Annotated in this window: 25 protein-coding genes and 1 pseudogene; 3 read left to right on the forward strand and 23 right to left on the reverse strand. The window is 41.0% G+C overall.

The features are described 5' to 3' along the window. The 8 genes from CKV81_RS08925 to CKV81_RS08960 all read right to left on the reverse strand — a co-directional run bounded on the left by CKV81_RS08925 (position 1) and on the right by CKV81_RS08960 (position 7,600). Positions 1 to 1,164: a glycosyltransferase gene (locus CKV81_RS08925; RefSeq protein WP_095072538.1), complete on the reverse strand. Its 1,164-nt coding sequence runs from the start codon at positions 1,162 to 1,164 to the stop codon at positions 1 to 3. Then, complete coding sequence (locus CKV81_RS08930; RefSeq protein ID WP_095072540.1) at positions 1,161 to 2,255, reverse strand: acyltransferase family protein; 1,095 nt, start codon at positions 2,253 to 2,255, stop codon at positions 1,161 to 1,163. The genes CKV81_RS08925 and CKV81_RS08930 overlap by 4 nt, the downstream gene beginning before the upstream one ends. Continuing rightward, on the reverse strand, positions 2,245 to 3,264 hold the full coding sequence (locus tag CKV81_RS08935; RefSeq protein ID WP_095072542.1) for a hypothetical protein: 1,020 nt from the start codon (positions 3,262 to 3,264) through the stop codon (positions 2,245 to 2,247). Before CKV81_RS08935 ends, CKV81_RS08930 begins: the two co-directional genes overlap by 11 nt. Then, positions 3,261 to 4,067: a glycosyltransferase family 2 protein gene (locus CKV81_RS08940; RefSeq protein ID WP_095072544.1), complete on the reverse strand. Its 807-nt coding sequence runs from the start codon at positions 4,065 to 4,067 to the stop codon at positions 3,261 to 3,263. The genes CKV81_RS08935 and CKV81_RS08940 overlap by 4 nt, the downstream gene beginning before the upstream one ends. Further along, a complete protein-coding gene (locus tag CKV81_RS08945; protein ID WP_095072548.1) occupies positions 4,064 to 5,257 on the reverse strand; it encodes a TDP-N-acetylfucosamine:lipid II N-acetylfucosaminyltransferase in 1,194 nt (397 codons plus the stop codon). Before CKV81_RS08945 ends, CKV81_RS08940 begins: the two co-directional genes overlap by 4 nt. Beyond that, positions 5,258 to 5,890, reverse strand: a complete 633-nt coding sequence (locus CKV81_RS08950; protein WP_095072551.1) for an acetyltransferase — start codon at positions 5,888 to 5,890, stop codon at positions 5,258 to 5,260. It abuts the gene before it with no gap. A gap of 73 nt (positions 5,891 to 5,963) precedes the next feature. Continuing rightward, positions 5,964 to 7,046, reverse strand: a complete 1,083-nt coding sequence (locus CKV81_RS08955) for a DegT/DnrJ/EryC1/StrS family aminotransferase (protein ID WP_095072553.1) — start codon at positions 7,044 to 7,046, stop codon at positions 5,964 to 5,966. Beyond that, entirely contained in the window at positions 7,043 to 7,600 is a 558-nt protein-coding gene (locus CKV81_RS08960; RefSeq protein ID WP_198409814.1) for an acyltransferase, read from the reverse strand. Before CKV81_RS08960 ends, CKV81_RS08955 begins: the two co-directional genes overlap by 4 nt. 517 nt (positions 7,601 to 8,117) lie before the next feature. Between CKV81_RS08960 and CKV81_RS08965 the strand changes: the two genes are divergently transcribed. After that, positions 8,118 to 9,113, forward strand: coding sequence for a glycosyltransferase (locus CKV81_RS08965; protein WP_095074404.1), 996 nt, complete (start codon positions 8,118 to 8,120; stop codon positions 9,111 to 9,113). Between the two features lie 12 nt (positions 9,114 to 9,125). Here the strand turns inward: CKV81_RS08965 and CKV81_RS08970 are convergent, their stop codons facing one another. The 4 genes from CKV81_RS08970 to CKV81_RS08985 form a co-directional block, all read right to left on the reverse strand. Continuing rightward, entirely contained in the window at positions 9,126 to 10,400 is a 1,275-nt protein-coding gene (locus CKV81_RS08970) for a nucleotide sugar dehydrogenase (protein ID WP_095072557.1), read from the reverse strand. Between the two features lie 53 nt (positions 10,401 to 10,453). Continuing rightward, the gene (locus tag CKV81_RS08975) at positions 10,454 to 11,131 is read right to left on the reverse strand and encodes an NAD-dependent epimerase/dehydratase family protein (protein WP_095072558.1); all 678 of its coding nucleotides are present in this window, start codon (positions 11,129 to 11,131) and stop codon (positions 10,454 to 10,456) included. 198 nt (positions 11,132 to 11,329) lie between these two features. Continuing rightward, positions 11,330 to 12,415 carry a glycosyltransferase gene (locus CKV81_RS08980; RefSeq protein WP_095072560.1) on the reverse strand — a complete coding sequence of 362 codons (1,086 nt, stop codon included), beginning with the start codon at positions 12,413 to 12,415 and terminating at the stop codon, positions 11,330 to 11,332. After that, positions 12,412 to 13,509: a glycosyltransferase gene (locus CKV81_RS08985; protein ID WP_095072562.1), complete on the reverse strand. Its 1,098-nt coding sequence runs from the start codon at positions 13,507 to 13,509 to the stop codon at positions 12,412 to 12,414. Before CKV81_RS08985 ends, CKV81_RS08980 begins: the two co-directional genes overlap by 4 nt. A 129-nt stretch (positions 13,510 to 13,638) precedes the next feature. On the opposite strand from CKV81_RS08985, the gene CKV81_RS08990 reads away from it, so the two are divergent. Further along, complete coding sequence (locus tag CKV81_RS08990) at positions 13,639 to 14,490, forward strand: glycosyltransferase family 2 protein (protein WP_095072564.1); 852 nt, start codon at positions 13,639 to 13,641, stop codon at positions 14,488 to 14,490. Beyond that, positions 14,481 to 15,230, forward strand: a complete 750-nt coding sequence (locus CKV81_RS08995) for an FkbM family methyltransferase (protein WP_095072566.1) — start codon at positions 14,481 to 14,483, stop codon at positions 15,228 to 15,230. Before CKV81_RS08990 ends, CKV81_RS08995 begins: the two co-directional genes overlap by 10 nt. Here CKV81_RS08995 and CKV81_RS09000 read toward each other — a convergent pair. The 11 genes and pseudogenes from CKV81_RS09000 to CKV81_RS09050 form a co-directional block, all read right to left on the reverse strand. Further along, positions 15,207 to 16,361 (reverse strand): glycosyltransferase family 4 protein, encoded by a 1,155-nt coding sequence (locus CKV81_RS09000; RefSeq protein ID WP_095072568.1) that lies wholly within the window; start codon positions 16,359 to 16,361, stop codon positions 15,207 to 15,209. The genes CKV81_RS08995 and CKV81_RS09000 overlap by 24 nt on opposite strands. Next, entirely contained in the window at positions 16,354 to 17,271 is a 918-nt protein-coding gene (locus CKV81_RS09005) for a glycosyltransferase (RefSeq protein ID WP_157727397.1), read from the reverse strand. The genes CKV81_RS09000 and CKV81_RS09005 overlap by 8 nt, the downstream gene beginning before the upstream one ends. 16 nt (positions 17,272 to 17,287) lie before the next feature. Beyond that, entirely contained in the window at positions 17,288 to 18,205 is a 918-nt protein-coding gene (locus CKV81_RS09010; protein WP_095072575.1) for a glycosyltransferase, read from the reverse strand. 393 nt (positions 18,206 to 18,598) lie between these two features. Next, on the reverse strand, positions 18,599 to 20,311 hold the full coding sequence (locus CKV81_RS09015; protein WP_095072579.1) for a glycosyltransferase family 2 protein: 1,713 nt from the start codon (positions 20,309 to 20,311) through the stop codon (positions 18,599 to 18,601). Continuing rightward, entirely contained in the window at positions 20,311 to 21,171 is an 861-nt protein-coding gene (locus CKV81_RS09020; RefSeq protein WP_095072583.1) for a glycosyltransferase family 2 protein, read from the reverse strand. The genes CKV81_RS09015 and CKV81_RS09020 overlap by 1 nt, the downstream gene beginning before the upstream one ends. After that, complete coding sequence (locus tag CKV81_RS09025) at positions 21,165 to 22,457, reverse strand: ABC transporter ATP-binding protein (protein WP_095072586.1); 1,293 nt, start codon at positions 22,455 to 22,457, stop codon at positions 21,165 to 21,167. The genes CKV81_RS09020 and CKV81_RS09025 overlap by 7 nt, the downstream gene beginning before the upstream one ends. A gap of 171 nt (positions 22,458 to 22,628) precedes the next feature. Beyond that, a pseudogene (locus CKV81_RS09030) lies at positions 22,629 to 23,008 on the reverse strand (four helix bundle protein). Between the two features lie 85 nt (positions 23,009 to 23,093). Beyond that, a complete protein-coding gene (locus CKV81_RS09035) occupies positions 23,094 to 23,942 on the reverse strand; it encodes an ABC transporter permease (protein ID WP_095072588.1) in 849 nt (282 codons plus the stop codon). Positions 23,943 to 23,971: 29 nt separating this feature from the next. Beyond that, positions 23,972 to 24,964 (reverse strand): hypothetical protein, encoded by a 993-nt coding sequence (locus CKV81_RS09040; protein WP_095072590.1) that lies wholly within the window; start codon positions 24,962 to 24,964, stop codon positions 23,972 to 23,974. A 20-nt stretch (positions 24,965 to 24,984) separates the two neighbouring features. Continuing rightward, entirely contained in the window at positions 24,985 to 26,295 is a 1,311-nt protein-coding gene (locus tag CKV81_RS09045; RefSeq protein ID WP_095072591.1) for a UDP-glucose dehydrogenase family protein, read from the reverse strand. Positions 26,296 to 26,423: 128 nt separating this feature from the next. Next, complete coding sequence (locus CKV81_RS09050; RefSeq protein ID WP_095072593.1) at positions 26,424 to 26,612, reverse strand: T9SS type A sorting domain-containing protein; 189 nt, start codon at positions 26,610 to 26,612, stop codon at positions 26,424 to 26,426. Positions 26,613 to 26,648 lie beyond the last annotated feature (36 nt).

Raw genomic sequence — 26,648 nt, forward strand, 5'->3', positions numbered from 1 at the left:
TTACTTTTTTGCTAATTTAAGGATGATTTCTTCAACCGCATCAAAAATTTTCTGATTGTCAAACTGTTTTTCCGAGTCTTTAAGATTTTCCTGAATTTCGGCCACCAGATTTTTATCGGTGAGAAAGGTTTTCATCGCTGCCTCGATTTCATCCGTGGAATAACGGATGAGGTACCCATTGCGTTTATGATCAATCATTTCCGGAATTCCGCCGACATCAGTTGCGATAATGGGTTTCTGAAGAATTAATGTATCCGCGATAATTAACGGCCATCCCTCAGATTCTGAAGGCATGATGAAGAAATCGGCATTTTTAACGTATGGATAAGGATTCAGCAGCAAACCTAACATTTTAAAGGAATCCTGTACACCTAAACGTTGAGCCATTTGTTCCAGATTTTGATTTTCCTCGCCGTCGCCAATGACGAATATTTTGTGCGGAAAACCTTTGGCCAGTAACTTTGCATGAGCTTCCATTAATTTATGATGGCCTTTTCTGGAATGAAGTCTGCCAACCGTTACAAAAACGGGATGTTCAGTTTCAAAATCGGGCATAAATTCTGCGGCCTTCTGCTTGAGTTCTTCGATGGGAATGGCATTTAGAATGACCTGATTTTCCTGCAGCGCAATATGAGGATAAGTTTCCAGCAGGATATCCTTGGTTTGCTGTGACCCGAAAATAAAATAATCGAACTGCGGTATCTGTTTCAAGATCAAAGGAACTGCAGGCTGAAGTTTGGGAAAAGTAATATCCGAATGAAACCATCCGATTTTTTTAGAATTTTTATTGGAGGAATTCAGGACGTCGCTGAACATGGTGTAGCCTGTGGCGATTTCCACATCAGCGTCGTTGTGCAGGATGAAATTGTCGGCCAGCCACGGAAATTTCCGGAAAAGCAGCAGTTTGAAGCCTCTCGCGATGAAGGCAGCTTTGTTCAGGAGTTTGTTTTTCGGGAAGTCCTCTTTTCCTCCGGCCAAGATTTTTACCGGAATATTTTCGGGGATTTCATTGCGAAGTTCGCCCTGGAAAAGGTTCAGCGCCAGATGAAGATCGAATTTATCTTTGTCCAGGTTATTCAGCATCGAGAGCAGCACTTTCTCTACGCCGCCCATTTCCATGGAGCGGTGGCGGAAGAGGACATTTATTTTTTTTGTGTTTGTCATGCTTCTACAGCTTTCACAGCGGGTTTCCCAAACTTTTTCCGGATATAATGGTTCAGCGGTTCTTCAAGATATATGAACAGAATCACGGAGAGAATATTCAGCAGAATGAAAATCACCAGCTTATTGTCGGAAATATAATCATTAATAAAAACAGGCACAAAACCTTTGTGAATCAGGTAAAAAATATAAGAACTCTTGCCGAGCAAGACCATGATCCGGCCGCCGAGAATTTTGCTGATCATACTTTTTTCTTTAATCAAACCCAAAAGCAGCGGCGCGATGCCCAACACCGAAAGAAAAATCATTTCCACAGCGCGGCCTATTTCTGTTTTAAAATCAATAAACCCGGAAGCCCAATGTTTTCCTACAAGATAGAACGCCAAAACAGCGATGCCGAAAACTGTTGCAGTGGGAAATTTGAATGCGGTGAATTTTTTCTTTAACAGAAGCCAGCCCAGACCGATGCCGGCGAAAAATTCAAAAATATAGGTATAAACGGCAGGCTGCAAAAAGCCCCAGATATTTTGCGGAACAGCCGTCATATTTTTCAGTAAAAGTCCTGAAATCAGGATTAAAAAAGGCAGTGCAAAAAGCCACCACGATTTCTTGCGGATTAGGATAAAGTAAAATGGCGCGGTGAGATAGAACATTTCTTCCAGCGTGAGCGTCCATCCCTGCGGAATTCCGCCAAGATGAAATTTCGAGAACAACGCTTTTGTCATCGTGAAACTTACAATGGCTTCCACCGTCTTTTCCATGTTCCAGGTTCCGTTCTGGAAATACCATACCAAGAAAACCGCTGCCGTGATCAGGAAATACATCGGATAAATTCTCGCGATGCGGTTTACCATATATTTCCGGAAGTGAATCGGATGGTCGTTGAAGTAGCGGTAGGTAATGAGGAAACCGCTCAGCACAAAAAACATATCCACGCCGATATGAAATTCCCAGACAATCTGCTTGATCCACAGCGGATATTTTGGATTGGCAAACGGCATGAAATGGTACACGAAAATCATCCACGCCGCGATGGCACGAAATCCCGTGAGTGCCGGGAAAAATTTTTTGAGTTCAGCTGTGTTATCCGACATCGCAACCCAGGTTTTTATATTGCTGTTTAAACTGTCCGATCCAGCTTCTCATTTCGTTTCTGTCAATTTTTTCATCCAGAAACTTTTCGAAGTATTCTATTGAAAAATCGTCCGGGAAATTCTGCATCGCATCGAAATCCCCCTTCAGCCATGACTCACTGATCTGATGATTGAACAGGTTCACATCGAAGGCATTCCCGTATCTGTGATAGGAATTCGTGGCTGAGCTCTGGAAGGTGGTTTTTAAGGCTTCGCGGTTGAGCCGGGCGATAAAATTGCGGTTGTTCTGATTGTTCCGGTAAAAGGCCGCAGCATTTGTCAGCTGCCGTTTTTCGTCCACTTTTCCGTGGATGTTTTTCCAGGTTTCCAACCAATAATCTTTGCGGTAAAGTCCCATGAGAATGGAAACCAGCGCCCAGTATTTCCGCTGTGTAAAATTGTCCACTTTCCCCAGTTTATACAGGAAAGTGAAAAATTTCAGTTTGTTGTAAAAAAACGCTTCCATCACTTTTTCATTTCCGAGGAACAGATTTTTCGGCACAGTGCGCTGGATATCTTCAGAAAGATTTTCGATTTCGAGGTTTTGATCATCCCTGAAATTTCCCAGCCAGCCCAGTTTTAACAGTGAAACGTCCAGATTTTTCATTTCGGAAACCAGGCTGTCAATATTGATTTCGCGGGTAAACCAGACGTCGTCTTCGGTCATGATGAAATATTCCGTAGCGTTCTGCGCCACACTAATCCAGAGTTCCGTGGGGATTTCAAAACCGTTGATCTCCTTTCCTGAACTCAGATTTTCTGCAATCGCTTCATTTTTTTTAGGATAATTTTCTGAAGTAAGGATTTTTACTTCCGGAAATTTCTCCCGGATTCTTTCCATATACTTTTGCGGCGTTCCGTCATCCAGCACCGTCACTCTGAAACTGCCCGACACCAGCCGGTACACTGAAGTCAGACAGCGGTCCAGATAGAACGGGCGGTTGAAGGATTTGATAAAGATGTCGGTCATGAAAGTCTTTTTAATATTTTAGAAATGAGCGTATTCTGTTTTTTGAAAATAAACTCCGGCAGGTTTTTTATTTCTGAAATGCGGCGACCGTACAGATTTGAAATACTTCTCCGTTCACAGGCGTTTTGCAAGACTGTTTGCCAGTTTTTGTTCAGCTTTTCCTTCTTTGATTGATCCTGGGATACGCCTTTGTCGTGCAGACGGTAAAGGTAGAGCGGTTCTTTGATGTATTTAAAATTTCCTGTTTCATAAAGTTTCAGATACAGGTCCTGATCTACAGCAGAAGTGAGATCGGCATTGATTCCCGAAGTTCTGTCATAAGCGGATTTTCTGAAAGTGAAAAAATGGTTCACTTCCAGATTGATGTTAAAAAATTTAGGATTTTTGTTTTTTACCGATTTTGTGCTCGGAAATAATCTGTTGATCTTCAGTCTGCTGTCGCAAATCTGAAACTGGGAATGTGTCGCAACAATTTCGGGATCCTTATATTCCGTGATGCTTCTTTCCAGAGCGTTTTCAACAATAGCATCATCAGGATCCACGAATCCACAGATCTCTCCGGATGCATTTTCTGCACACCTTCTTTTCGTGAATCCAACTCCTTTGTTCTGTTCGTTTTTAAAAATCTTAACTCTGGGATCATTCACTGCAAGCTCGCGAATTTTCTCCAGAGACCCGTCCGTGGAGCAGTCATCTACCAAAATGACTTCGAAATTTTGATACGTTTGTTTCAGAATGCTTCGGTAGCATTCGGTGAAATAGGCGAAGTTGTTATAGTGGGCGATGAGGATGGAGAAGGTCATTTACCAAGAATTTTTAGAAGTTTGTTTATCTCATTATTAAAATGATCGTGTGAGTAAAGATCCAAAATGGCTTGGCGATTTTGCGTAAGAGGTTGAATGTTATTGATTTCGCTTTCGTGTAAATCCTCTACACTAAATATTGAAATACGGTTTTTTTTAAAATAATCGTAGAATCCATTATTAGGATTAATAAATACTTTTACACCAGAACCTACAAGATGAAATAAATTTCCCCCAGATTGCTGTCTGCGTTGATTCATGATTGCAACACCGCAGGTTCTTAATAATTCAGAATATTCTTTGAGAGGCATTCTCTCAATTAATGGTAAAAAGTTTTCTCCAAAAAGTTCGCGACCTTTCTTTATTACTGTATCAATGTAATCTTTTGTACCGCCATAACTGAGTGGGACAATTACTTTTCTGTCATCCAAACTGTAATCTTTTATTAGATTAAATGTATCCAGGTGATTATTTGTAAATGCCGCCGAATTACCTACTAAAATATTTTTAGAGTTTGGCTTAATTGTTTCGAAATGAGCAAAAAAGGGAAGAGTAGGATCGCTATATAAATGCAAATATTTCTTATCTGGAAAAATTTTACTGATTAATAAACCTTCTTTGGGAACTATAAATGAAATTGCATCAAAACTTTGAATAGTAAGATATTTATCTACACCGAAAGATTCATAATATCGTGCGTGAAATTTAGAATTAAGTCCAATTTTTTTGTTAAATAATAAAAATTCAAAAATTATTTTTTTTACTAATTGCTTTTTAAAAATTCTGTCTTTTAAGGAAGAGTTTTTGTTTAGATATTCTTCTGTTATTTTTTCATACTGACGATAAGGAAAGAACGAATTTTGATTATACAGATCGTGCCCCCAAATGCACCATACCTTTTTTATTTCTTTTTGTAACTTGTTTGCAATTTCTTCTTTCTCTCTGTTAAGAAAATGAAATATGACACAATCTATCGAGCTTTTATTGATATTAGAAACCACTTCTGATATATCAGAAATGCTTGATGTGTTTAAGGCAAAAACGTTACTATTATCAACGTAGTCCGGTTCGAAGCCTGAGTCTGACAAAATATAGAAGACAGAATCATCGGAAATTTTCTTAAAACTTTCAATAAAAAATGGACTTAAAAGGGCAAGGTCCATAAAATGGACAATTTTAGAATTTTCCATTTAAAATATCTTCTTTATCACCGCCGGAATGCCGGCTGCCATTACATTTTCCGGGATGTCGCTGCGAACGACAGAACCGGCTGCTATCACTGAATTATTACCGATTTTTACATCGGGGAAAATGATGGCTCCTGCAAAGATCTGACAGTTGCTGCCGATTTTTGCGCGACCCAATATCGTAACAGAAGGTGAAATTTCGCAAAAATCACCAATACATACATCGTGCGTAATTACGGAATTATAGTAAAGCATCGTTCCTTTTCCAATCTGTACATCGTTCGAAATTCTTACGCCGCCCAGAATATTGCAGCCTTCACCGATGTTAACGCCATAACTTCCGATTTCTGCATTGCTGCTGACAACCGAAGTAAATTTCCCTCCTAATTTCGAGAATTTTTCATAAAGCTGTTTCCGCAGTTTAGGATTTCCAATACCCACCGTGAAACGCGGATCCATATTTTCAAAGTAGCTTTTTGCCTCGTCTTCAGATTTTAATATCTTAAACTGATTGAACAGAACATCCGGTGCATCTTTTGAAACATCATCATAGAAACACAGCTTTTCCGTGTCCCCGTTTTGATGGAGGATTTCCAGAACTTCTTTGGCAAAGCCTTTGGCACCGAGGATGAGCATTTTGGGGAGGTTGTTTGGTTATAAAGTTATGGAAGTTAAGACTGTTATGAGGTTATAAAGTTCTGGTTGTGGGTCAGTTGTTTTGAACTCTTAAAATGAGGCGGCAGATGAGATCCACTTCCTCGCTGGTCAGGTCATAATACAACGGCAGGCAGAGGACACGCCGCGAAATATCATCCGTTACGGGCAGGTGCTGCGGCTTCACATAAGGCAGCGAATCGGCCAGCGAAGGATAGAAGTATCTTCTCGTAAATATTTCGTGAAGCTTCAGGTGTTCAGCGCATTTCACCATCAGTTCTTCGCTTTCGAAAACCAGCGGATAGTACGCGAAATTGTTTTCCGATTCTTTGTGCCATACCGGTCTTACCGCTTTGAGGTTTTTCAGTTTCTCATCGTAGCGCTGCGTAATGCTTTTGCGTTTTTCGTGGATGTCTTCTACAAATTTCAGGTTGGCCAGTCCCATCGCTGCATGGAATTCCGAATTTTTTCCGTTAATTCCCAGTTCGGCAAAATGTCCCGGACCGTCGAAACCGAAGTTCCGCATATACGCAATTTTTTTCAGCAGTTCAGGATCTTTGGTGATGACCAGTCCGCCTTCCACAGAATGATAAAGCTTGGTGGCATGCAGCGAGCAGGCAGCAATATCACCATATTCAAAAACTGATTTTCCGTTGATTTTTACTCCAAAAGCATGAGCGGCATCGTAGATCACTTTCAGGTTATGCTTTTTGGCTATCGCTTCAATTTTCTCCACATCGCAGGGGTTGCCATAAACATGGGTTGCCAAAATCGCAGAAGTGTTTTCCGTTATGGCGGCCTCTATTTTATCCGCATCAATGTTCAGCGATTCCGGATCGATGTCCACAAAAACCGGGGTACAGCATTCCCAAACAATCGAGCTGGTGGTCGCCACAAAAGAAAACGGCGTGGTAATGATTTCGCCTTGCAGTTCCAGGGCTTTAATGGCGAACTGCAGCGCCACGGTTCCGTTGGTCACGAAAAGGAGGTGCTGCACATCAAGATGTTCTTTCAGCTGCATTTCCAGGTCGCTTGCCAGAGGTCCCATATTGGTGAGCCACTGTCTTTTCCAGATACCGTTGAGGTAGTTCTGGTAAATGCCCTGCGGAGGCAGAAAGGGTTTGGTTACGGGAATCATATCGGTTTTATCTCGAGATTTTGCTTGTTAATGATGACTGAATTGGCGGGCACGTCTTTATGAATGACGCATCCGGCACCTAAAATCACATTCTCACCGATGGTAACGCCCTTCAGAATTATGCAGTTGGCGCCGCTCCACACATTGTTGCCGATTTTTACAGGTGCGGTATTGAATTCTGTCTTTGAAACTGAAAACGGCTCACGGGTGTACTGATGGTTGTGGTCGAAAATTTTCAGGCCCTCTCCCAGGATGCAGTTTTCACCGATTTCAATCCTGTCGAGGCAGGCAATGGTTGCACGGGTGATATAGGTGTTTTTTCCTATTTTAAGGTGACCTTCTTTTTTCACGGCAATGCTGTTGGATTCGTTGAGGTGCACATGCTCTGCAATATCGAAAGTGGCTGTAGGTGAGATGTCCACAAAGTTATCTGCACCAAAACGGAATGAACTGTGTATGCGGCTTTTGGGATTCAAAAAAAAGCGTTTTCTCTTGGAAGCGGCATCGGCTGTTTTCAGCAGACCGTAGAGGCGTGAAAAGAGGGCGTTCAGCATTGTGTTTGTTTGTACAAAGATATTATTTTTTATCATGTGTATGTCCGGATCTTTTTTACACTTAAGTTTTATTCTTATGCTGCTGTAATAGAACGCTGGAGGGCATCTAAGTGCTTAATATCTTTTTTGACATGTAAGTTTTATTTTCATGTTGCTTTAAGAAGTCACTTTAGGGCACTACAGTTTGAAAACCGGAGGTTTTCTGTGTACGTGTTTTTAGGTGACTTAAAGAGAGACTTAACAGTGTTGCTTAAATGTTTTTTAAATAATTTTAAAACACTTAAGTTTTATTTTCATGCTGTTTTAAAAAGTCACTTTAGGCCACTAAAGTTTGAAAACAGTAGGTTTTCTGCTAATGTGTTCTTAGGTGACTTCATGAGAGGTTTATTAGTGTCACTTAAGTGTTTAAAATATTTTTATAAGCCACTTCGTTGATCTACGCAATACAGTGAGGCACTTTGCCATTGTTCCTCAATATTCAATGATGCATTTTTCTTATTTTTGCAAAAACAAGCCAATGCAGCCTCTGGTTACGGTTTCGGTTCCGATTTTTAAATGTGAAGAATTCCTGGAGAAATGTCTGGATTCCATCCGGATGCAGACTTATCCTGCGTTGGAAGTGACGCTGATCAATGACCAGACGCCTGACAGTTCGCTGAAGATTGCCGAAGAGTATATCGAAAGACATCAGCTTCAGAACTGGAAGATCTATCACCTTGAGAAAAATTTTGGTCTCTCCGTGGTTCGGAATAAAGGAATTGACACTGCGCAGGGAAAGTATCTTTTTTTTCTCGACAGCGACGATACTATCACGCCAGACTGTATTGAAACCCTGGTCGCTATTTCTGAAAAAACCGCTGCGGAGATGACGGTGGGAAGCTGCCGCGGCATCAGGCTTCCGGACGGTGAGGTTTCTTTTCCGTTTCCCATCAAAGAAACAAAAGATGAACTGAACGGCAACAGCGAGATTTTCACTTCCTATATTCAGGGAAATATTCCGGACAGTTCGTGGAACAAAATGATACTTACGTCATTTTTAAAGGAAAACCAGCTGTATTTTGTGCCCGGACTTTTCGCCCAGGATTCGCTGCACACTTTTCATGTCATGCTGAAGATCACTTCGATCGCTTTCTCCCGGAAGATCACTTATGATTATTATCTTCATGAAAAGTCGGTCATTCATAACCGGGGAAAAACGCATTTTGACAACTGGCGGACCATCGCAGAATATTTTGCAAAAGCAGTTCAGGAAGAAAAAGATCCGCTGCGCAAAACGCTGATGATGCAGCACCTCATCAACTTCAAAACCATGACGCTCCAAATGAACTGGCGCGCACAAAACGACAGACAACTGTGGAAGGAGAGCTACAGAAACTATAAAAAAATCGCGCCCATGAAGGCGTCCGATGCGCTTCGCGGAAAGTATAACCGTTCTATTCTGAAACAGGAACTGCTCAACAGACTACCCACTGCATTGGGTTACTGGGTTTTCAGGAAAAGATGGGGAAGCTGATTTAGCCCGGCTTTAAAGTCTTTTAATCCGGGTGTTTTTGGGAAAAATTCCTTTGACATCAAAAATAACGCCTGTTTCTGTGACAAGATTTTCAGGATCAAGCTTCTTAAAATCATGATGCGCAACTGCGAAAATGACCGCGTCATATTTCTTTTCAGTTAATTGCGGAATCAGCTGAATGTGATATTCTGCTTCGGTTTCATCCGGTTCAGCAACAGGATCATAAACATCAACTGAACAGCCGTATTCCTTTAAATTTTTGATCACGTCATTCACTTTCGAGTTCCGGATATCCGGACAGTTTTCCTTAAAGGTGATGCCCATCACGAGAACCGACGAGCCGCTTACCGTAATGCCCTGCTGAAGCATGGTTTTCACACATTCTGATGCGACATAATAACCCATGGAATCGTTCATTCTTCGTCCGGCCAGAATAATTTCCGGGTGGTAGGCAAACTCTGTGGCTTTCTGTGCGAGATAATACGGGTCCACACCGATGCAGTGTCCACCGACAAGTCCGGGACGGAACGGCAGGAAGTTCCATTTCGTCGCAGCGGCATTCAGCACCTCGTTGGTGTCGATCTGCATCAGGCTGAAAATTTTTGCGAGCTCGTTCACAAAGGCGATATTAATGTCACGCTGTGAGTTTTCGATAACTTTCGCCGCTTCTGCCACTTTAATGCTCGGTGCAAGATGCGTTCCGGCTGTAATAACCGACCGGTAAAGTTCATCCACCATTTCCGCGGCTTCGGGAGATGATCCGGAAGTGACTTTTACAATATTTTCAATCCGTCTTTCGGTATCGCCAGGATTGATCCGCTCGGGAGAATATCCTACATAAAAACCGGTGTTCAGTTTCATTCCTGAAATTTTTTCCAGCACCGAAACGCATCTTTCTTCGGTGCAGCCGAGATACACCGTTGATTCGTAAATCACCAGTCCATTTTTGGGCAGTTTGGCCGCGATAAGTTCTGTGGCTTCAATGAGCAGGCTGATGTCCGGTTTGTTATGAATGTCGACAGGAGTAGGAACCGTCACAATGAAAATGTCGCAACCGTCCAGATCATCAGCGTTTTTTGTAAAATAAGCGCCCTGTTTGGATTTTGTAACGCTCTGAACTTCCTTTAATTCCTCCGGCGTAAACTGCCGGTTTTTGTCCTTTCCGGACAAAATCGCGGAAATCCGGTCCGGGTCGTGGTCATACGCAGTGACTGCATATTTGGACGCGAAAAGTTTTGCGAGCGGCAGGCCAACATAGCCCAAACCAATGACGGCGATCTGTTTCAAAATTTTTTCTTTTGCGGTGCGGCCTGTCTGATTTTAATGCCTATGAAGAAGCATTAATAATACTTTTCCAGAATCCTGCAAAGATAAACTTCTTTGTTCATTAATTGGTTTCTGCGGAAATATTCTTCAGCATTGGGAATACTGATTTCGTAGCCGGAGCCTTCTTTGATCAGGTTGAGATTAAGCTTAAGACTGAAGAACCGCTCCATGATCTCCAGAATTTCAATAACCGAATAATTCTGTGGATACGCGATGTTCACGATGCGGTTCAGATGACCATTTTCAAGCAGACTGAAAGTGAGGTTTTTCACATCTTCTGCATCGATAAGGTTTCGCGTAGCTTTGGTGTGAACATTGACGGTTTCACCGGATTTTACGGAACGCACCAGATAGTTCATCAGAAGATTCGGATTTCCGCCGTTGCCAACGGCATTGCTCACGCGCAGGATCAGGTATTTTTCCGTGCTGTTTTTGATGATCTGCTCCATTTTCAGTTTGTGCAGCACATAATCGCTTCCCGTTTTCGAGGAATCGTAGATGCTGCAGGTGGAGAAATAGACGAAGATTTTTCCGGGATTTTCCGCAATGGTTTTCCGGATAAGGTGTTCCTCGCGGGCAAACTGCGCCGGATCTCTCTCCAGCGAATTGGAAACGCCGGAAGCGAAGAAAATCACATCTTCTCTGTCATGTTCCTTAAAAAGCGAGGCAATGAGGCCGTTTCCGATGATCATGGGGTTTGGAGGTTATGAGGTTATAGAGGTTATGGAGGTTACAGGGTAGTGGTGTAGCAGTTTAGTTGGTTAGGACTTCATTGCCAATGTCTTCCCAATCATCGTACATAAACAATTCTTGTTCAGAAGCCGCCAAGGTCTTCTTTTTTTTCGTTAAAACGGAAAGTGCCTCCCGTATTCTCCAGACTGCAGTGCTGATCATGGGTTGTTGAAAAGTTTTTTTAAATTGTTCACAGAAATTTGATTGTCCAGGATTTTCATATAATCTTCCCGGATTTTTTCAGAAAAAGTCTTTAAGAGTTTCCTGTCGTCGTATAATTTGATGATGGCAGCCGCCAGGTCTTCTTTATTTCTTTCAATAAAAAGGCCGTTTTCGCCATGGCGGATCACCATTTTGGGAAAGCCGATTTTTGTAGAAACAGAAGGCACTCCCGACAGTGCAGCTTCTGCAAAAAGGGAGGGGCCGGTATCCGCGGCGGAGGCAATCAGTGCAAGATCAACATCTTTGTAGAAGCCCAGCAAATCTTCGTAAGGTCCAGCAAATTTGGTTTTCAGCGTTACGATCCTTCCGGAATTTTTCACCATTTCCACTGCCGGTTCTATGATTTCCCGGAAGCCCTTCATCGGGCGGTCCGGCGTTCCTGTCCAGCCTAAGGTAAGGCCTTCCTTGCTTCCTGCTTTTTCGTTTATTACAAATTCGTTCTGCCGGTAGATTCCGTTAGCGAAGGTAATTTTTTGTGTCAGCGGCAGATAATCTTCAATCAGGTTACGGCTTCCGGCGATAATGCCGTCGTAGTGTTTCAGGTACTGCTGATAAAAATCGTTCCGGTTGAGGCTGTGTACGTTCGTACTGTTCCGTATATCCCATCCCGGGCCTTCGTGCGGAAAAGAATCGGTGTAGAGGCCGACGTATTTTTTTCTGCTCCTGAACGGCAGTACCGTAGTGTACTGGAAATAATAGGCGCATTCGAAAATCAGATCAAAATCTATCTTTTCCGTCTTCTCACCGGACTGCACTTTGTAAACCGGAGGGTATTTGTACACCGGACAGGAAAACCGTCTGCTTTTGTCTACAAAATATTTCAGGTCTTTGTTTCGGAAACGGTTCAGAAGATTTGATATAAGTCTTTCACCGAAAGAAAAATCTTTTTTTCGCAGCGCAAAGTCCTGTGCAAATGCGATATAGCAGTCAAAGTCATTATCCAGCCCTTCCGCCCATGTTCTGATGAGGTTATGGTAAGCCCAGTTTGGTTTGTCGGCGATGAAGAGGATGGATTTTTTCATTTTTTTTCCAGGTGATTTTTATGCACGATCGGGTTGGAGCCTGGCGCGTTCAAAAGAATTTTAATCCAGTTGTCGAGACTATATTTCGTTTTGATCTCTTCAGGAATCTGTTTGTAAGGTTTTTTCTGGAAATCAAGGATTTTATCTTTATATTTTTCAATGTTATCAAAATCAACCACCAAAATATTATCAGGATTATAGAAGTCGTAATTGACAACATCGGCGTTGTTGGTTATAATTTTTGTTTCATAAAGCATGCACTCAAAAAATCTGAAGGACAAACCAATATGATGTTTTTTACAAATATCGATAACAATTTTTGAATTTTTTGTTTTTTCTAAGGTGTCTTCGATTGAAGTAGGCGATGTAATGTATTTTATCTTCGTGCTATCTACTAATCGGTGGTCGTTATTTAAAAATCCCCGTTCGGCAAAAATTGAAATGTCAATATTTCCGCTTAAAAATTTTGCTAGTTCTGCCAGCTTCCAGTCCCGTCGTTGGGTGTCCAATGTTCCGGCAAGTGAGCCAACATAAAACACGTCCGTTTTTCTGCTGTCGAAAGGTGTTGAAGGTATGTCCGGAATATAGTAATTGGTTAAAAATTTCATATCAAGATCAGGATGGTCAGCGATATTGTCAATATCAAAAGAATAGACGCCGTCGAGATATTTCAAACTTTTAACCAGACTCGGTTTAAAAAATAAACGGAGACCGTCCCAAATGTATCCAACAGTTTTGTTTCCCAGCCTGCTCAGTTTTTCGATGTTTTGCGTCGTGTATTCTTCCGGTTTTATAATAAGCACCAAATCGTACATCTTGTCTTTGGGAAGCTGCGCTATCTTTTTCCTGTAAAATCTATTGACGTGGTTTTTATGGGCAATTAGAGAATAAAGCTTATTGCGGTGTACTAATCTTTCGTAAATGTTCCTGAACTTATCTGTCAGATTTTTGTTCTGAAATGGCGGGGGATTTTCAGTGTCCAGGTAGTCAACATCATATCCTAACGACTTCAGGCCGTCGGTCAGCTGCTGATGAAGACTGCCGGAAATTTTTCTCCAGGGCTGAAAAACCACAAGTATCTTTTGTGAAGGCATTTTTGTATTTTTACAAAATTAATTTAAATTTAAAAATATTTACCGTTCCGGTGTTCGAATTTAGAGCCTTTGTTTTTTGAAATTACTTTTTCGCATTCTGCTGTAGCGATCAAATCTTATTTATCATAAATGTTTACCGTTTTCACGCCCACTTTTAACCGAAAACATACGCTGCCCACGCTTTACCAAAGCCTGATAAACCAGACCGTTAAAAACTTTGAATGGCTGGTGATCGATGACGGATCAACTGATGGAACAAAGGATTTAATAGAAAAATATATCCGTGAACAGAAAATTCCTGTTCGGTATTATTTTCAGAAAAATCAGGGGAAACATATTGCCTATAATACTGCACTCAAGACAGCCAATGAGCAGTTTATAATGACTGTAGACAGCGACGATTTCCTTGTGGAAAAGGCGCTGGAAACCTGTACTGAAATGGCGAAGGAAATTGAAGATCGAGATTTTGCAGGGTTTTCTTATTTAAGATTTTTCACAAACCAGAACGAAAACTTAGATCATTATGGTAAAAGGAGATGGCTGGACAGCAGACAGCACAGTTTTGCGGGAAAGGGGGAGATGGGATTTGTTTTCAGGCTGGATGTTGCCAAGGAGTTCAAATTTCCAGTCATCGAGGGCGAGCGGTTTTCTCAGGAAGCTCTTGTTCTACTTCCACTAATGCGAAAATACCAGATTCTTTTTACAGATCATGTTTTGGCGAGGGGAGACTATCTGGAAGATGGCCTAACTCAAAATATTTACAAGCGAATGCTATCAAACCCGCAGTATGCCATGCTAACCCAGCTGGAACGCATAAAAAGTACCAGAAGCTGGAAAGAAAAGAAGCAGTTTGCCAAGGTGTACTGGGATATTGCCAACAAAAATCGACAGTTGCCATTATTTAAAAAAATTATTGCAATTTCGCCGCTGTTTACAGGAATTACTTTTCTAAATAAACTTACAAAACACAAATGGATATAAAAAAACTTGCAGAACAGTTTAAATTTTACCGACGGTTTGGAAAAAGCGGCTGGAACATTTATCGCGACGAACACCAATCAGATAAACCAATTATTGAGTTTCGCAACCGCGAACTGAAACACCCGTTGTTTCTTCGCCGAAAAACCTCGGATTTTGATGTATTCAAACAGGTGATTTACAATCAGGAATATAAAATCCACACAGGGTTCGATGCGGAGTATATTATCGACGCCGGAGGCAATATCGGCCTGGCAAGTGTTCATTTTAAAAACCGTTTTCCCAATGCCAAAATTATCTGTGTGGAACCTGAAAGTGGCAACTTCGAAATGGTACAGAAAAACACAAAACCTTATCCAGATATTATCCCGGTAAAAGCAGGAGTGTGGAACAAAACCACTTATTTGAAAATAATAGACAGCTCTGTGGCGAGCTGGGGTTTTATGGTAAAAGAAACAGCAGCAGATGATCCCACAGCTTTACCTGCAGTTTCTATTGGAGATCTTATGCGGACTTATCATTTCCCGAGGATTGATATCCTGAAAATGGACATCGAGGGATCCGAGAAGGAAGTCTTCGAGGAAAACTATGATGAATGGCTTTCCAAAACCAGAATTTTGCTTGTGGAAACCCACGACGGTATGAGAAAAAATGCCGCAAAAACACTTTTCAGGGCTCTGGACAAATACGATTACCAGCTTGGAACCAGCGGTGAAAACCTACTGATTTACCTGAATAATTAGACTGTTTATCAGTTTCCCCATTTTCTCACCCCAGACTTTCCAGTTCAGTTCCTGTTCATATTTTTGGCGGGCATCGTGCGACATCTGTTTTGCTAGTTCCGGATTTTTCAGCAGCTGTTCAATTTTTCTGGCATACTCTTCGGCACCGGCATTTTGCGGGAGTGTAAATCCTGTGATCCCGTCCTCTACCATCGCAGAGACACCACCTGTGTCGCGCGTGATTACGGGAAGACCATAAGCCGCAGCCTCTGCAAATGAAATCGGTGTACAGTCGGCTTTGGTTGGGATAAACAAAAAATGTGAATCTCTTAAAAAGTCTTTTATTTTCTGTGCTTCCGCCGGAATGTTTTTATTCAGAAACGGAATGACTTCCATGGCTTTGCTGCGGATTCCGGGATCACAGCCTACCACCAGTAATTTCGCAGGCAATCCCTTTTTCCGAAGCAGTTCGATGGTCTGCAAAGCCAGATCACCGCCTTTTCGCTCCCAGAAAACCGCCAAAAAGAGAAAAGTGATGTCTCCGCTGTAATCTTTGTTGAAATTTACCTGTCCCGGGACTTCTGAATTGGGACCAAACTTGACAGTACTCAGTTTTTCAGCTGGAATACCATAAAAGTTCCTAACGAAATGCGTGGCCCAGTCGGAAGAGTAAACAATGTGATCCGCATTCTCCAATGCTTTTTTTTCGACGAAATGGGTAATCTTTTTCGACACCCATCCAAACCCAGAATAATAACTGTAATAGTTCAGCAGCTGTGCTACATTGGCATCATTAAGATAAACAATGGGCTGTCTGACTTTGAGGAAGGCAATTTCAGGAACTGCGGTTGGCGCAAAGAGAAGGTCGATCTTTTTTTGCTTTATCCTTTTTTTTGTTTTGCGGGAAGCCAGCCACGCCTTCAGGATAAACTGATGCTGATTGAAGCCGCGGGTGAAGATTTTTTGGTAAAAATTCCCGATGCTGCGGAACATGGAAAGCTCTGCCACACTGTATTCCGGCGTGGGAATCCATACCACCTCAAAACCCTGTTTCTGTAGTGCGGTGAACATGCTGTACATGGTGCCGGACCAATTTTTACGGTCTTCCAATGGGCGGGAACTGATGAAGCCTATCGTGAGTTTCCTAACCATTTTTTAGTTTTTTAAATAAATACACACGCAGATTCCGGTGTTTTTTTATAATCCATTTTAAATTTTGGAGAGCTGTTTGGGTTCTTCCTTTTTTCAGTGCAGAGATAAAGTCGATTCTGCTGCGCGAAAAAATCTGCCAGTCTGCATGCTCCTTTATTTTTCCGCCGTGAAAGTTACCGATAATTTCATCGAGCCTGTTGTGGTTCAGGTCTCTTTTATAATTTACTGCGCCAAACGACAGTCCGGCATCGTGCCGCCTGTAAGCCGACCAACATTTTTTGAGTCCTCTGATTTTCCCAACGGTCGAAGCGGCCAGAAAGAGCACGGTGTCAAAATACTGTAAGTTTGGATCCTTCAGGGTGTTCAGAAAGGCGGTGCTTTTCAGGACTTCGGCACGCATCATGACTGTTGCAGTATGCACCACCCAATGCCGGTAGATTTCCAACGGTGAATAATCTCTGTCTTCAACAGAAGAAAAAGGGCTGCCGTTGATTTCGGGATATGGCGAAACGTTCATCGCCTGATGAAAAACCAAAGCGTATTCGGGATGGCTTTCCAGAAAACAGTATTGCGCCTGCAGTTTTCCGTCGTGCGTCCAGTAGTCATCACCTTCACAGAAGGCGATGTATGTGCCGGTTACCTGTTTTAAGGCAAAATAAAAGTTCGGGGTAGCGCCCAGATTGGTGGTATGGGCGGTATATTTTACCGTTATATGGGCGGGCGCATCCTTCAGAACCTCGCGGATTACCGCATCCGTATTGTCAGTAGACTTATCTTCGCAAATAATCAGCTCTATCGGGAAATTCACTTTCTGTATGAAAATTCCCTCCAGATTTTCACGAATGTAATCCTGGTGGTTGTATGTGAGGACGATGATGGAAATAGGGGGCAAATTTGTTTTAGCCTTCAATATCTAATAGCGTTTTTTAGAGTAAATCTTTTATGGAAATATTATGTTTTTTGGTAACCATCCAATATAAAACTAATAGTTTCCTTTTAAAATATGGTAGCTTGAGCAAGTACTGATTTCTAATTGAAATAAATTCATTATCAATTTTACTAAGAATTTTTTTCCTTTCGAATAAGATGAAATCTTTATCCCATGACTCACGAATTTTTCTAATAAAATTTGCCTTTGTGTTGAAATCAGAATATTTTAATAAATGTTGTACCTTTTGTTGGTAAATGTCTACGTCCTCCCCTGAGCCTATCTGCTGTTGGGGATGAATTCTATAATACCCTAAGCACTCATCTAATACCTCTATTTTATCTTTTAAGGCAAAGTAAATGGCCAATTGGGCATCATGTAGAAAGCCATGCGTCGCATCAAATTCCAGATTTGTTAGTTTTCTGAAAGCTAGGGCTGCTCCAGTAATGACATTTCCTTTAATCAAAAGATGTCCAAGCAAATCTTTATTTTCAGTAGGCGAATATAAATAATGATTAAAGGTTGTGTTTTTATGTGGGCCATTCTTATAATAAAGTAAATTGTGGAATAATGCATCCTTGTCTGGATTATTTTCAAAAAACATTAAATTTTTCCTTACTTTATCTGGAAACCATACATCATCCTGATCACTGAGAAAAATTATATCTCCTGTACAAAGATTAATAGCTTTTTCAAAGTTTTTTATAACCTTAAGGGTGTGTTTGTTTTGATGGATTTTAAAAATATTAGGAAATTCTGTATGGTATTTTTGAAGTATTTGCATTGTTTCGTCAGTGGAACCATCATCACATACTACAATTTCATTAACGGGGGTGCTTTGCTTAAGAATACTATCCAGCTGTTCCGCGATATATTTTTCGCCGTTATATGTGCAGAGGGCTACGGAGGTTGTCATTAAAATGAATTTTCTAGGTTATAAATATACTTTTAATTTTAATATTTAAGTTTTATTTATTTTTTGGATGTATTTTTTATGAGTACTGGAATTTCAAATAAAAAAATCAAATTAAGTTTTCGAAAAAATAGCACTTATAAATTTTTAATCAAAACAATAGCAAAAAAAGTGGTTTGCTTTTCGTTAATACCAGATTGATGTTTATAACGAGGCACTTTGATGGAAAATTTTGGAGCTATACTTTCTTTTGCTAAACTATAATTTTCTTATTTGTGAGTTTAGAATGCAAAATATTATAATTTTAATCAGATATAGGATTGCTTTATTTTTTGGAACTTCTCAGGATTGCCATCTGAAAAAATGGATTAAGTGAATGAGGGGTTAGCATAGTTATTAATCGTAATTTGATATACTTTTATTATCATGGAACCCTTGTTCATTAAGTTTCCAAGAGCTTGATTTGTCAACAGTTTTTATATAGAATTTTTCTTCCTCTGACAACTGATTTGGGTTAATATACCATCCACCATGCGTAGCAGAAAAATTACCGCCTATCCTTAATGCTGAAAGAAAGGAATCCTGATTTTTGAATTTATATCCTGGTGAATACATCGCGAAAGTGGTGTCAATCATACCTTTATATACATCCTTTTCAATTTCCTTTTTCCAAAATTGCTTTTCCCAACGTAACACTTTTTCCTTTAGAGGATAATAATCTGGGATGTCATCCAGACGTAGGGAAAAACCAACCTTTGTAACATCGGAATAGTACTTGATCAGATAATATATTAGCCTCTTCATAAAATTTTCAGGTAGATTTTTATTTGGTACAATATCCGCATCTGTGACCATAAAAAAACCCTTGCCGTATTTTTCTTGTAATTTTTTATTTTCAAAGAATACCATATGCCCAATATTTTCTTTCATATACTCTATGGTTACCCGATTTGAAATTTCTTTATAATATTCCAGCAATGGTGGATATGTGGAGCAGTTGTCTATAATGATGATGTTTTTATGGTTGCGGGATAGCCAAAAATCCACCTGCTCTTTCAGGTATTTCAGTTGATTGAAATTAATAATTAGAATTGGTATCTCATCGTGCCGGCTGATCTGCCTTCGAAGCAGGATATCTGTTTTAAGTTGTATTTGAAACATAGAGACTGTAAATCTCTTATGAAGCTGCGCTAAGATTTTTTTAATATTCGGATTAATGATTTTTTTTAAGATACGGAATCCATAAAATCTACTCAACTTTACCAATGCAGAAGGAGCTGGGTGAAGCTTGAAGAAAATTTTTTTTGCTGAAATAGATTGTTGATTATTTAGCATAATAGTAGAAAATTTATCTCTTTGATTATTGTTTCCATACGTTCGTATATGGGCAATGCAATTTTTGTAAAAAATATCTTCAGCTTTACTTTTAATTTCCTGAAGGTCTGAGTTTCCGGAGATGCTTTTTGTGGTTTCTTTTATAGTCACTACAGTTTTTGATAGAAAATAAAACTGTGGTTTTGAAATGCCAAGCTGTAGCTGAATAAAATCGTCCGAGTGCCAAGCTAAAGGATATTTTTTGAATCCTACTTTCTGAAATGCACTATTCCGAAAGATATGCTCGCTCAGGCTGCTGTTGATTTTTCCTTCCTGCTTCTCTAGGAAAAAATCAATAATGTTGTACATGCCTTCTATAAAATTAAGGCTCTTCGAATGATGTACTTGCTTGTTCTCATCGATGATGATACTTGCTGATTTTATAAGGTTTACATCTTTCAAGTTGTCGTATTTTAAATAAAATTCTTCCACAAAATTCTCCGAAATCATATCATCGTCGCCCAAGATTTGAAACCATTCTTCCTTTACATTCTCCAAAATTCTTTCCCATTGCATGGCGAGATTTTTGCCACCAAGATTTTCTTTGTAATTAAAATAATGGTAATTTCTTTCCAGGAAATATTTTTCAATCAGCGGAAATGGATCATCCGGACTTGCATCGTTTCCGATATACAAAGTGAACCTTTTATCAGTTTGGGACGCAACGGATTTCAGGGTTTCTTCAAAGAAATCCGGTTTGTAGTAGGGTATGACGATGGCGAGGAGGTTTTGCATTATTTACCAATTAGAGATAACAATTTATCGATAAGTCTATATCTTCGAGAACTTAGTTTGTTCTGTTGTGATTCGATTGTTTTTCTTAATAAATCTGCCTGCTCAGATTTATGGTTTAGTAAATGTATAGAGCCTAAATGTTGGTGAAAAAAATCTAAATGCTTTCTCTCAATATATTTATAAATGGGTTCTTTAGTTTTAGTGTCGAGATTGGTAATCATCGAAGATTCTTTTATTCTATAATAAAAACCCAAGTAATCCAACTGGATAACTTTGCCTCCGGATTTTAGTAACGCTATTAAAAATTCCCAATCTTCAAGTCCTTTTTTCATGTTCTCATCATAACCACCTACTGCGATAAATTTATTTTTAGTAAAAAAAAAGGAACAGAAAATGATATTGGTAGCTGCAAGTTTTTCAATTGAGAAAGTCGGCAAATCCCAAGCTCCTTGCTGTGCGCCAATTTTTTCTGCTTTGCAATATATTACAGTATAAGATTCTCCGAATTCTTTTTCAGCCAGCTCCAAATATCTGTCTCCGATTTTATCATCTGCATCCAAAGGGAGTATCCATTCTCCCTGCGCTGCTTTTATTCCTGCATTTCTAGCAGAGCTCAAACCGCCGTTTTCTTTTTTAAGATATTTAAACCGTGGGTCTTTTTCCGTCCATTTTTTTACAACTTCTTCGGTATTATCTGGCGAACCGTCGTTGACGATAATGCACTCCCAGTTTTGATACGTCTGCTCCCGAACCGACTGCAGGCACTCATCCAAATACTGGGCCTGGTTGTAACAGGGGACGATTACCGAGATTAATGGCTGCGCTTTATTTTTCTCTGGAAGTATATCTTCTTTTACCATAATTCAATGTTTTTGGCATGCATCGGCAGGTACCCATGTTGGGGCTGGTTGGGGAAGTTGCTCCAGATTCTGTCCGGGTTCAGAAAGTAGAGGTCAGCTGCTTTTTCTATTCGCAGTTCGAGCAGTTCCTGCATGTAGATGTTTTTTTTCAGATCCGGCAGGTTTACCCAGACATCCACCATGTACTCTCCGGCACGCAGCGGCAGTTCATTAAAAGCCAGACGGACATGGTTTTGCCCCGGTTGCACCATCATGGGTTTGTGCTGAAATTCGTTACCAAAATTGGTAACGCCCTCGCCATAATGGTTCTTCAATTCCAGGTTGAACTCAAATGAAGTTGGCGCGGACAGAGCATTGTCGATGTCTATCTGTACTTCGAACGGCAGACCCTGCTCAAGGGTGAAAGTCTGCTTTTGATTTTGAATAAATTTAATGTTTGTAACTGATATCCCGGACTGCGTTACCTGAAAATTAATCTCTTTATTGCTCCACTGCTGGTTGTTGGTCTTCAGATAGTTCGTAATTACCTCTCCTGTAGATCCAATCTCCTGTATTGAACCCTGTTTTAACGAGATGGCACTCGAACAGAGCCTGTTCACAGCGCGCAGATCATGACTCACAAACAGCACCGTCCTCCCTTCGCCTTTACTCACATCGCCCATCTTGCCAAGGCATTTTTTCTGAAATTCGGCATCGCCAACTGCCAAGACCTCATCCACAATTAAAATTTCCGATTCCAGATGTGCAGCTACAGCAAAAGCAAGGCGAACGTACATTCCCGAGGAGTATCTTTTTACAGGCGTGTCGATGTATCTTTCTACACCGGAAAAATCTACGATTTCATCAAATTTCCGGGTGATTTCTTTTCTGGTCATCCCGAGGATTGCTCCGTTAAGGTACACATTTTCACGTCCGGTCATTTCAGGATGAAAACCGGTTCCTACTTCAAGTAAGGAAGCAATTCTTCCGTTGGTATAAATTTTACCTGTGGTCGGTTTGGTGACTTTACTTAAAAGTTTTAACAGTGTAGATTTCCCGGCACCGTTTCTCCCAATAATTCCGACAGCATCACCCTGTTCTATTTCAAAATTGATATCGCGGAGCGACCAAACATATTCGCTTTCGCCTTTGGTGGCTCTGTCGTTGGCTTCACCAATTTTCAGATAGGGGTCTTCTTTTCCACGGATCTGATGCCAAAAGCGGTTCAGGTCATGCGAAAGCGTGCCGGTGCCCACCTGTCCGAGGCGGTACTGTTTGGATATGTTTTCTGCTTTTAGTGCGAGCATTTTTTTTTAAAGTTATGGTTGTTATGGTGGTTATGGAGGTTATGGGGGTTATGGAAGTTATGGTGGTTATGGGGTAATGGAGGTTATCGGATTTGCCCGGCGCCAATTTTTATTGCTACTTCACTTTATCGTCTTCATCACTACATCACTTCTGTTACCATTCTCACTTTATTACTTCCCGTCGCCCTGTTGCTTATTCTTGATGGATTTTATAAGGTTGGACAGCATTATACGTATAAATATTATTTTGTCAGTAATTTCTTTTGCTTCTTTTATATAATTAAGATTTTTAGCGATTTCGTACTGTGTTTCCAGTTCAGACAGGGAGCCAATAGAAATGTATAGAAACTGTATAAGTTCTTTATTGCCTTTTCGGGCAAAACCTTCTGCAATGTTGGAAGGTATGGAAATGGCACTCGCCGAATTTGGGATTTTAACCCAAATTTTTCAGATTCGGGGAAATTTTCAGAAAGCCTGTATATCTCAGTTACCAATACCATCGCTTTCTGCCAAACTTGCAAATCTTTATGAGATCTTATTTTTTCATCCATAACAGGTTATGTATTAAAAAAAAATTACTTCAATTGTATCACCATCTCTTTTAACCTCATCACATCCAGCACTTCCATCACCTCCTTACACCGTGTCCATAAAACTTTTCTCGACCTTATTGAAGATTACGGTGCCAACGGCAAGGAGTACAAAAATAATCACCGAACTGATGGTAAGCATCACCGGTGAAAAGTCACCGGCACCGAGCCAGCCATACTTGAAACATTCAAAAATACCGGTCAGCGGATTATACATGGCCAGTTTTTTCCAGATTCCGGAAAGTGCAGAAATGGGATAAATCACTGGGGTGGCGTACATCAGCAGGCTTACCCCGAAACTTAAAAGCATCTGCAGGTCGCGGTACTTGGTGGTGAGGGAAGAAAAAATCATTCCCATGCCCAGTGCAAAAGCTGCCATCAGCAGTATGAGCAACGGAGTGGCCAAAATCCAGATATTGGGCTCTATTTTTGCCTGAATGAGGTAATATACCCACGCGACCAAAAAGAGCGCAAACTGAACCCCGAATTTCATAAGGTTGGATATCACAATCGTCAGCGGCATGACCAATCTGGGGAAATATACTTTGCCAAAGATGGCCGCGTTTCCCGTAAAAACATTGGACGTGCCCAGCAGACAGGATGAAAAATAATTCCAAAGCGTAATCCCGGCAAGGTAAAAAAGTACCTGCGGAATACCGTCCGTGGGCAATTTGGCAATGCCGCCAAAAACAACAAGGTAAACAATGGTGGTAAAAACAGGGTTGATGAAAAACCAAAGCGGCCCCAAGATTGTCTGTTTGAAGCCGGAGACAAAATCCCGTTTCACGAACATGTAAATCAGGTCTTTGTAACGCCAAACCTCACCTAATTTCAAGTCGAACAGGGAGTGCCTGGAATCTATGGTTTCAGTCCACTGCTGCTGTGGTTCAGTCATTTGTGTTATTTTCCGCAAATTTAAAATAATTAATCCAATAATTCACCAGGGGTTCTTTCTGCAGATATTTTGGCCAAGATTAAACCTGTTAAAAACAGCGGCACATAAAGCCTGGCTTCGTATAAAATGCCGGTGTAAAAACACATTACAATATACGGGGCGGAAAGCGAGTGAAACACCAGTATATTTCTGGTCTGTTCTTTTCCGTTTGAAATCAAGAGCGTGAAAGCGAAAAAAGTAATCCAAAATAGTAAGCCGAGTATATTTTTTGGCTGGGTGAAGTTTTGAAGAAGCAAACTGCCGTCGTTGGTGGTGAAGATTCCGGCCATCAGCCGCATTACGACATATACACTGAGGAAAGTCCCTGCCAGGGCAGCTACCGGAATGATGGTTTCCTTTTTCAGTCCGAAACGTGAACAGAGCAGGGTGGCTGCCAGTGAAACGGAAAGCGCTGCAGATTCACGGTTCAGTGTGGAAACAGCAAGGATTACTGCCAGCAAAAGAAGGTTTCCGGAGGATTTGTTATCCAAATACTTCAGGAAAACCCAGAAAAACAGGAGCAGAAAGAAGTAACTGCTCACATCATAAGGCACAATCACAAACTGCGAAAGCGCAATCACGAACATGGACAGGGTTGCCATCAGAAGTTTCTCGGAGGCGGTTGCTGCAAACTGTTTCGATTCGCTAATCAGCACCATCATGACGGCAGTTAACGCCGAGAAAACAGTGTTCAGCATATAAAAAGCCAAAAACATCCGCGGCTCCGAATCCGGATTCAGGAACTTCACTTTAAAAACACTGTAATCCAGATTCAGGGTTCCAAGTAAGTCGTAAATGCAGAGCAGAAAATGCACGCTCAGGATTCTGTACTGATATATTCCGCCTGAAAACTGTTCCTGAAAGGTAGAGTAATTCAATATTGCGGATGAATAAATATTCCCAAAAGCAAAATAGACAAAGGTGTTCAGCAGGAATGCCAACACGGTTAAAAATAAAATGTTTGTAATTTTGCGGGATTTCATCAAGTGTTGTTTGTTTGCTGCTATTTCACGGTGCGTCTTCCAATACTCTTGTAAAAAAAACCGTTGCTTTCGGGGAGCTCCAGGGGGAACATATTGCGACCGTCAAAGATTGCCCGGTGGTTCATTCGTTCGGCCATCATTTTAAAGTTCGGGTTTTTAAACTCCGGCCATTCTGTCGCGATGAAAAGGCAGTCTGCACCGTCAAGCGCGCTGTACATATCTTTGGCGTAGGAAATTTTATCGCCTAAGATTTTGCGTACATTTTCTTCTGCAATTGCATCATAAGCCACAATTTCGGCTCCTTTTTCCAATAAAATTTTAATATTGTCTAAAGAGGAAGCTTCGCGGATGTCGTCGGTATTTGCTTTGAAAGCCAACCCCCACACTGCAATCTTTTTTCCGGTGAGGATTCCGTCAAAATATTTCTCGATTTCGGAAACCAGAATCACTTTTTGCTGTTGGTTTACGCTTTCCGTCGCTTCCAGAATTTTAAAATTAAAATCTTCCTGTTTTCCGGATTTAATTAAGGCTTTCACATCCTTTGGGAAACAGCTTCCGCCGTAACCGATTCCCGGGAAAAGGAAACGGTGTCCAATTCTGTCGTCACTACCCATTCCAAGGCGGACTTTGTCCACATCTGCGCCTACTTTTTCGCAATAATTTGCGATTTCGTTCATAAATGTGATTTTGACGGCAAGGAAAGAGTTGGCAGCATACTTGGTAAGTTCAGAGGACTTTTCATCCATAAAGATAATTGGAACGCCGGTGTTTGTAAAAGGCTGATAAATATCTGCCATGATATCGCGGGCTTTTTGGGAACTTGCTCCCACCACCACACGTGCCGGATTCATAGAGTCTTCCACGGCAAAACCTTCCCGAAGAAATTCAGGATTGGAAACCACATCGAAAGGGATGTCGGTTTTTGCAGCGATGGTTTCACGCACTTTATCGGCGGTTCCCACCGGGACTGTTGATTTGTTTACGACAACCTTATATTCCGTCATCATTGCGCCGATATCGCCGGCTACCTTCAAAACGTAGGAAAGATCTGCGGAGCCGTCTTCCCCGGGGGGCGTTGGCAACGCCAGATAAATCACTTCACTTTTATCGAGCGCTTCTTTTAGATTTGTGGTGAAAAAAAGCCGGTTGGCCTGGATGTTTCTTAGGAACATTTCCTCCAGGTTGGGTTCATAAATCGGGACTATGCCCTGCTTCATGCCTTCCACTTTTTTTTCGTCTATATCTACACAGTAAACAGAGTTCCCCATTTCTGCAAGCGTAGTTCCGGTAACCAGACCTACATATCCGGTGCCAACAATGGTGATATTCATTTGCGGTTATATTTATGCAAAAGTAAAGAAAAAGAATGATGTTTCTAAAGTGTGGTTTGCAGGCTCGGATAAAAAAAGGTCCGCATGCATGTACGCCTGCGGACCAAAAGTTATGGAAATGATATAACTTATTTAACCATCAGTTTCACTGAAGTGGTTTTCCCGTTACTGTCGGTAACGGTAAGGATATAGATGCCGCGTCCGAACGCTGACAGGTCGATATCCAGTTGTCTTCCGGAAGATTTTTTCGTCATGATATTTTTTCCGCTCATGTCGAAAACTTTAGCATCGAGCTTTCCGGCATTTTGTGCAGCCATAATGGACCCCAAGTGAGGATATTTGCCGCATAAAAA

The sequence above is a fragment of the Chryseobacterium taklimakanense genome, assembly GCF_900187185.1.
In the GTDB taxonomy this organism is placed as follows: domain Bacteria; phylum Bacteroidota; class Bacteroidia; order Flavobacteriales; family Weeksellaceae; genus Planobacterium; species Planobacterium taklimakanense.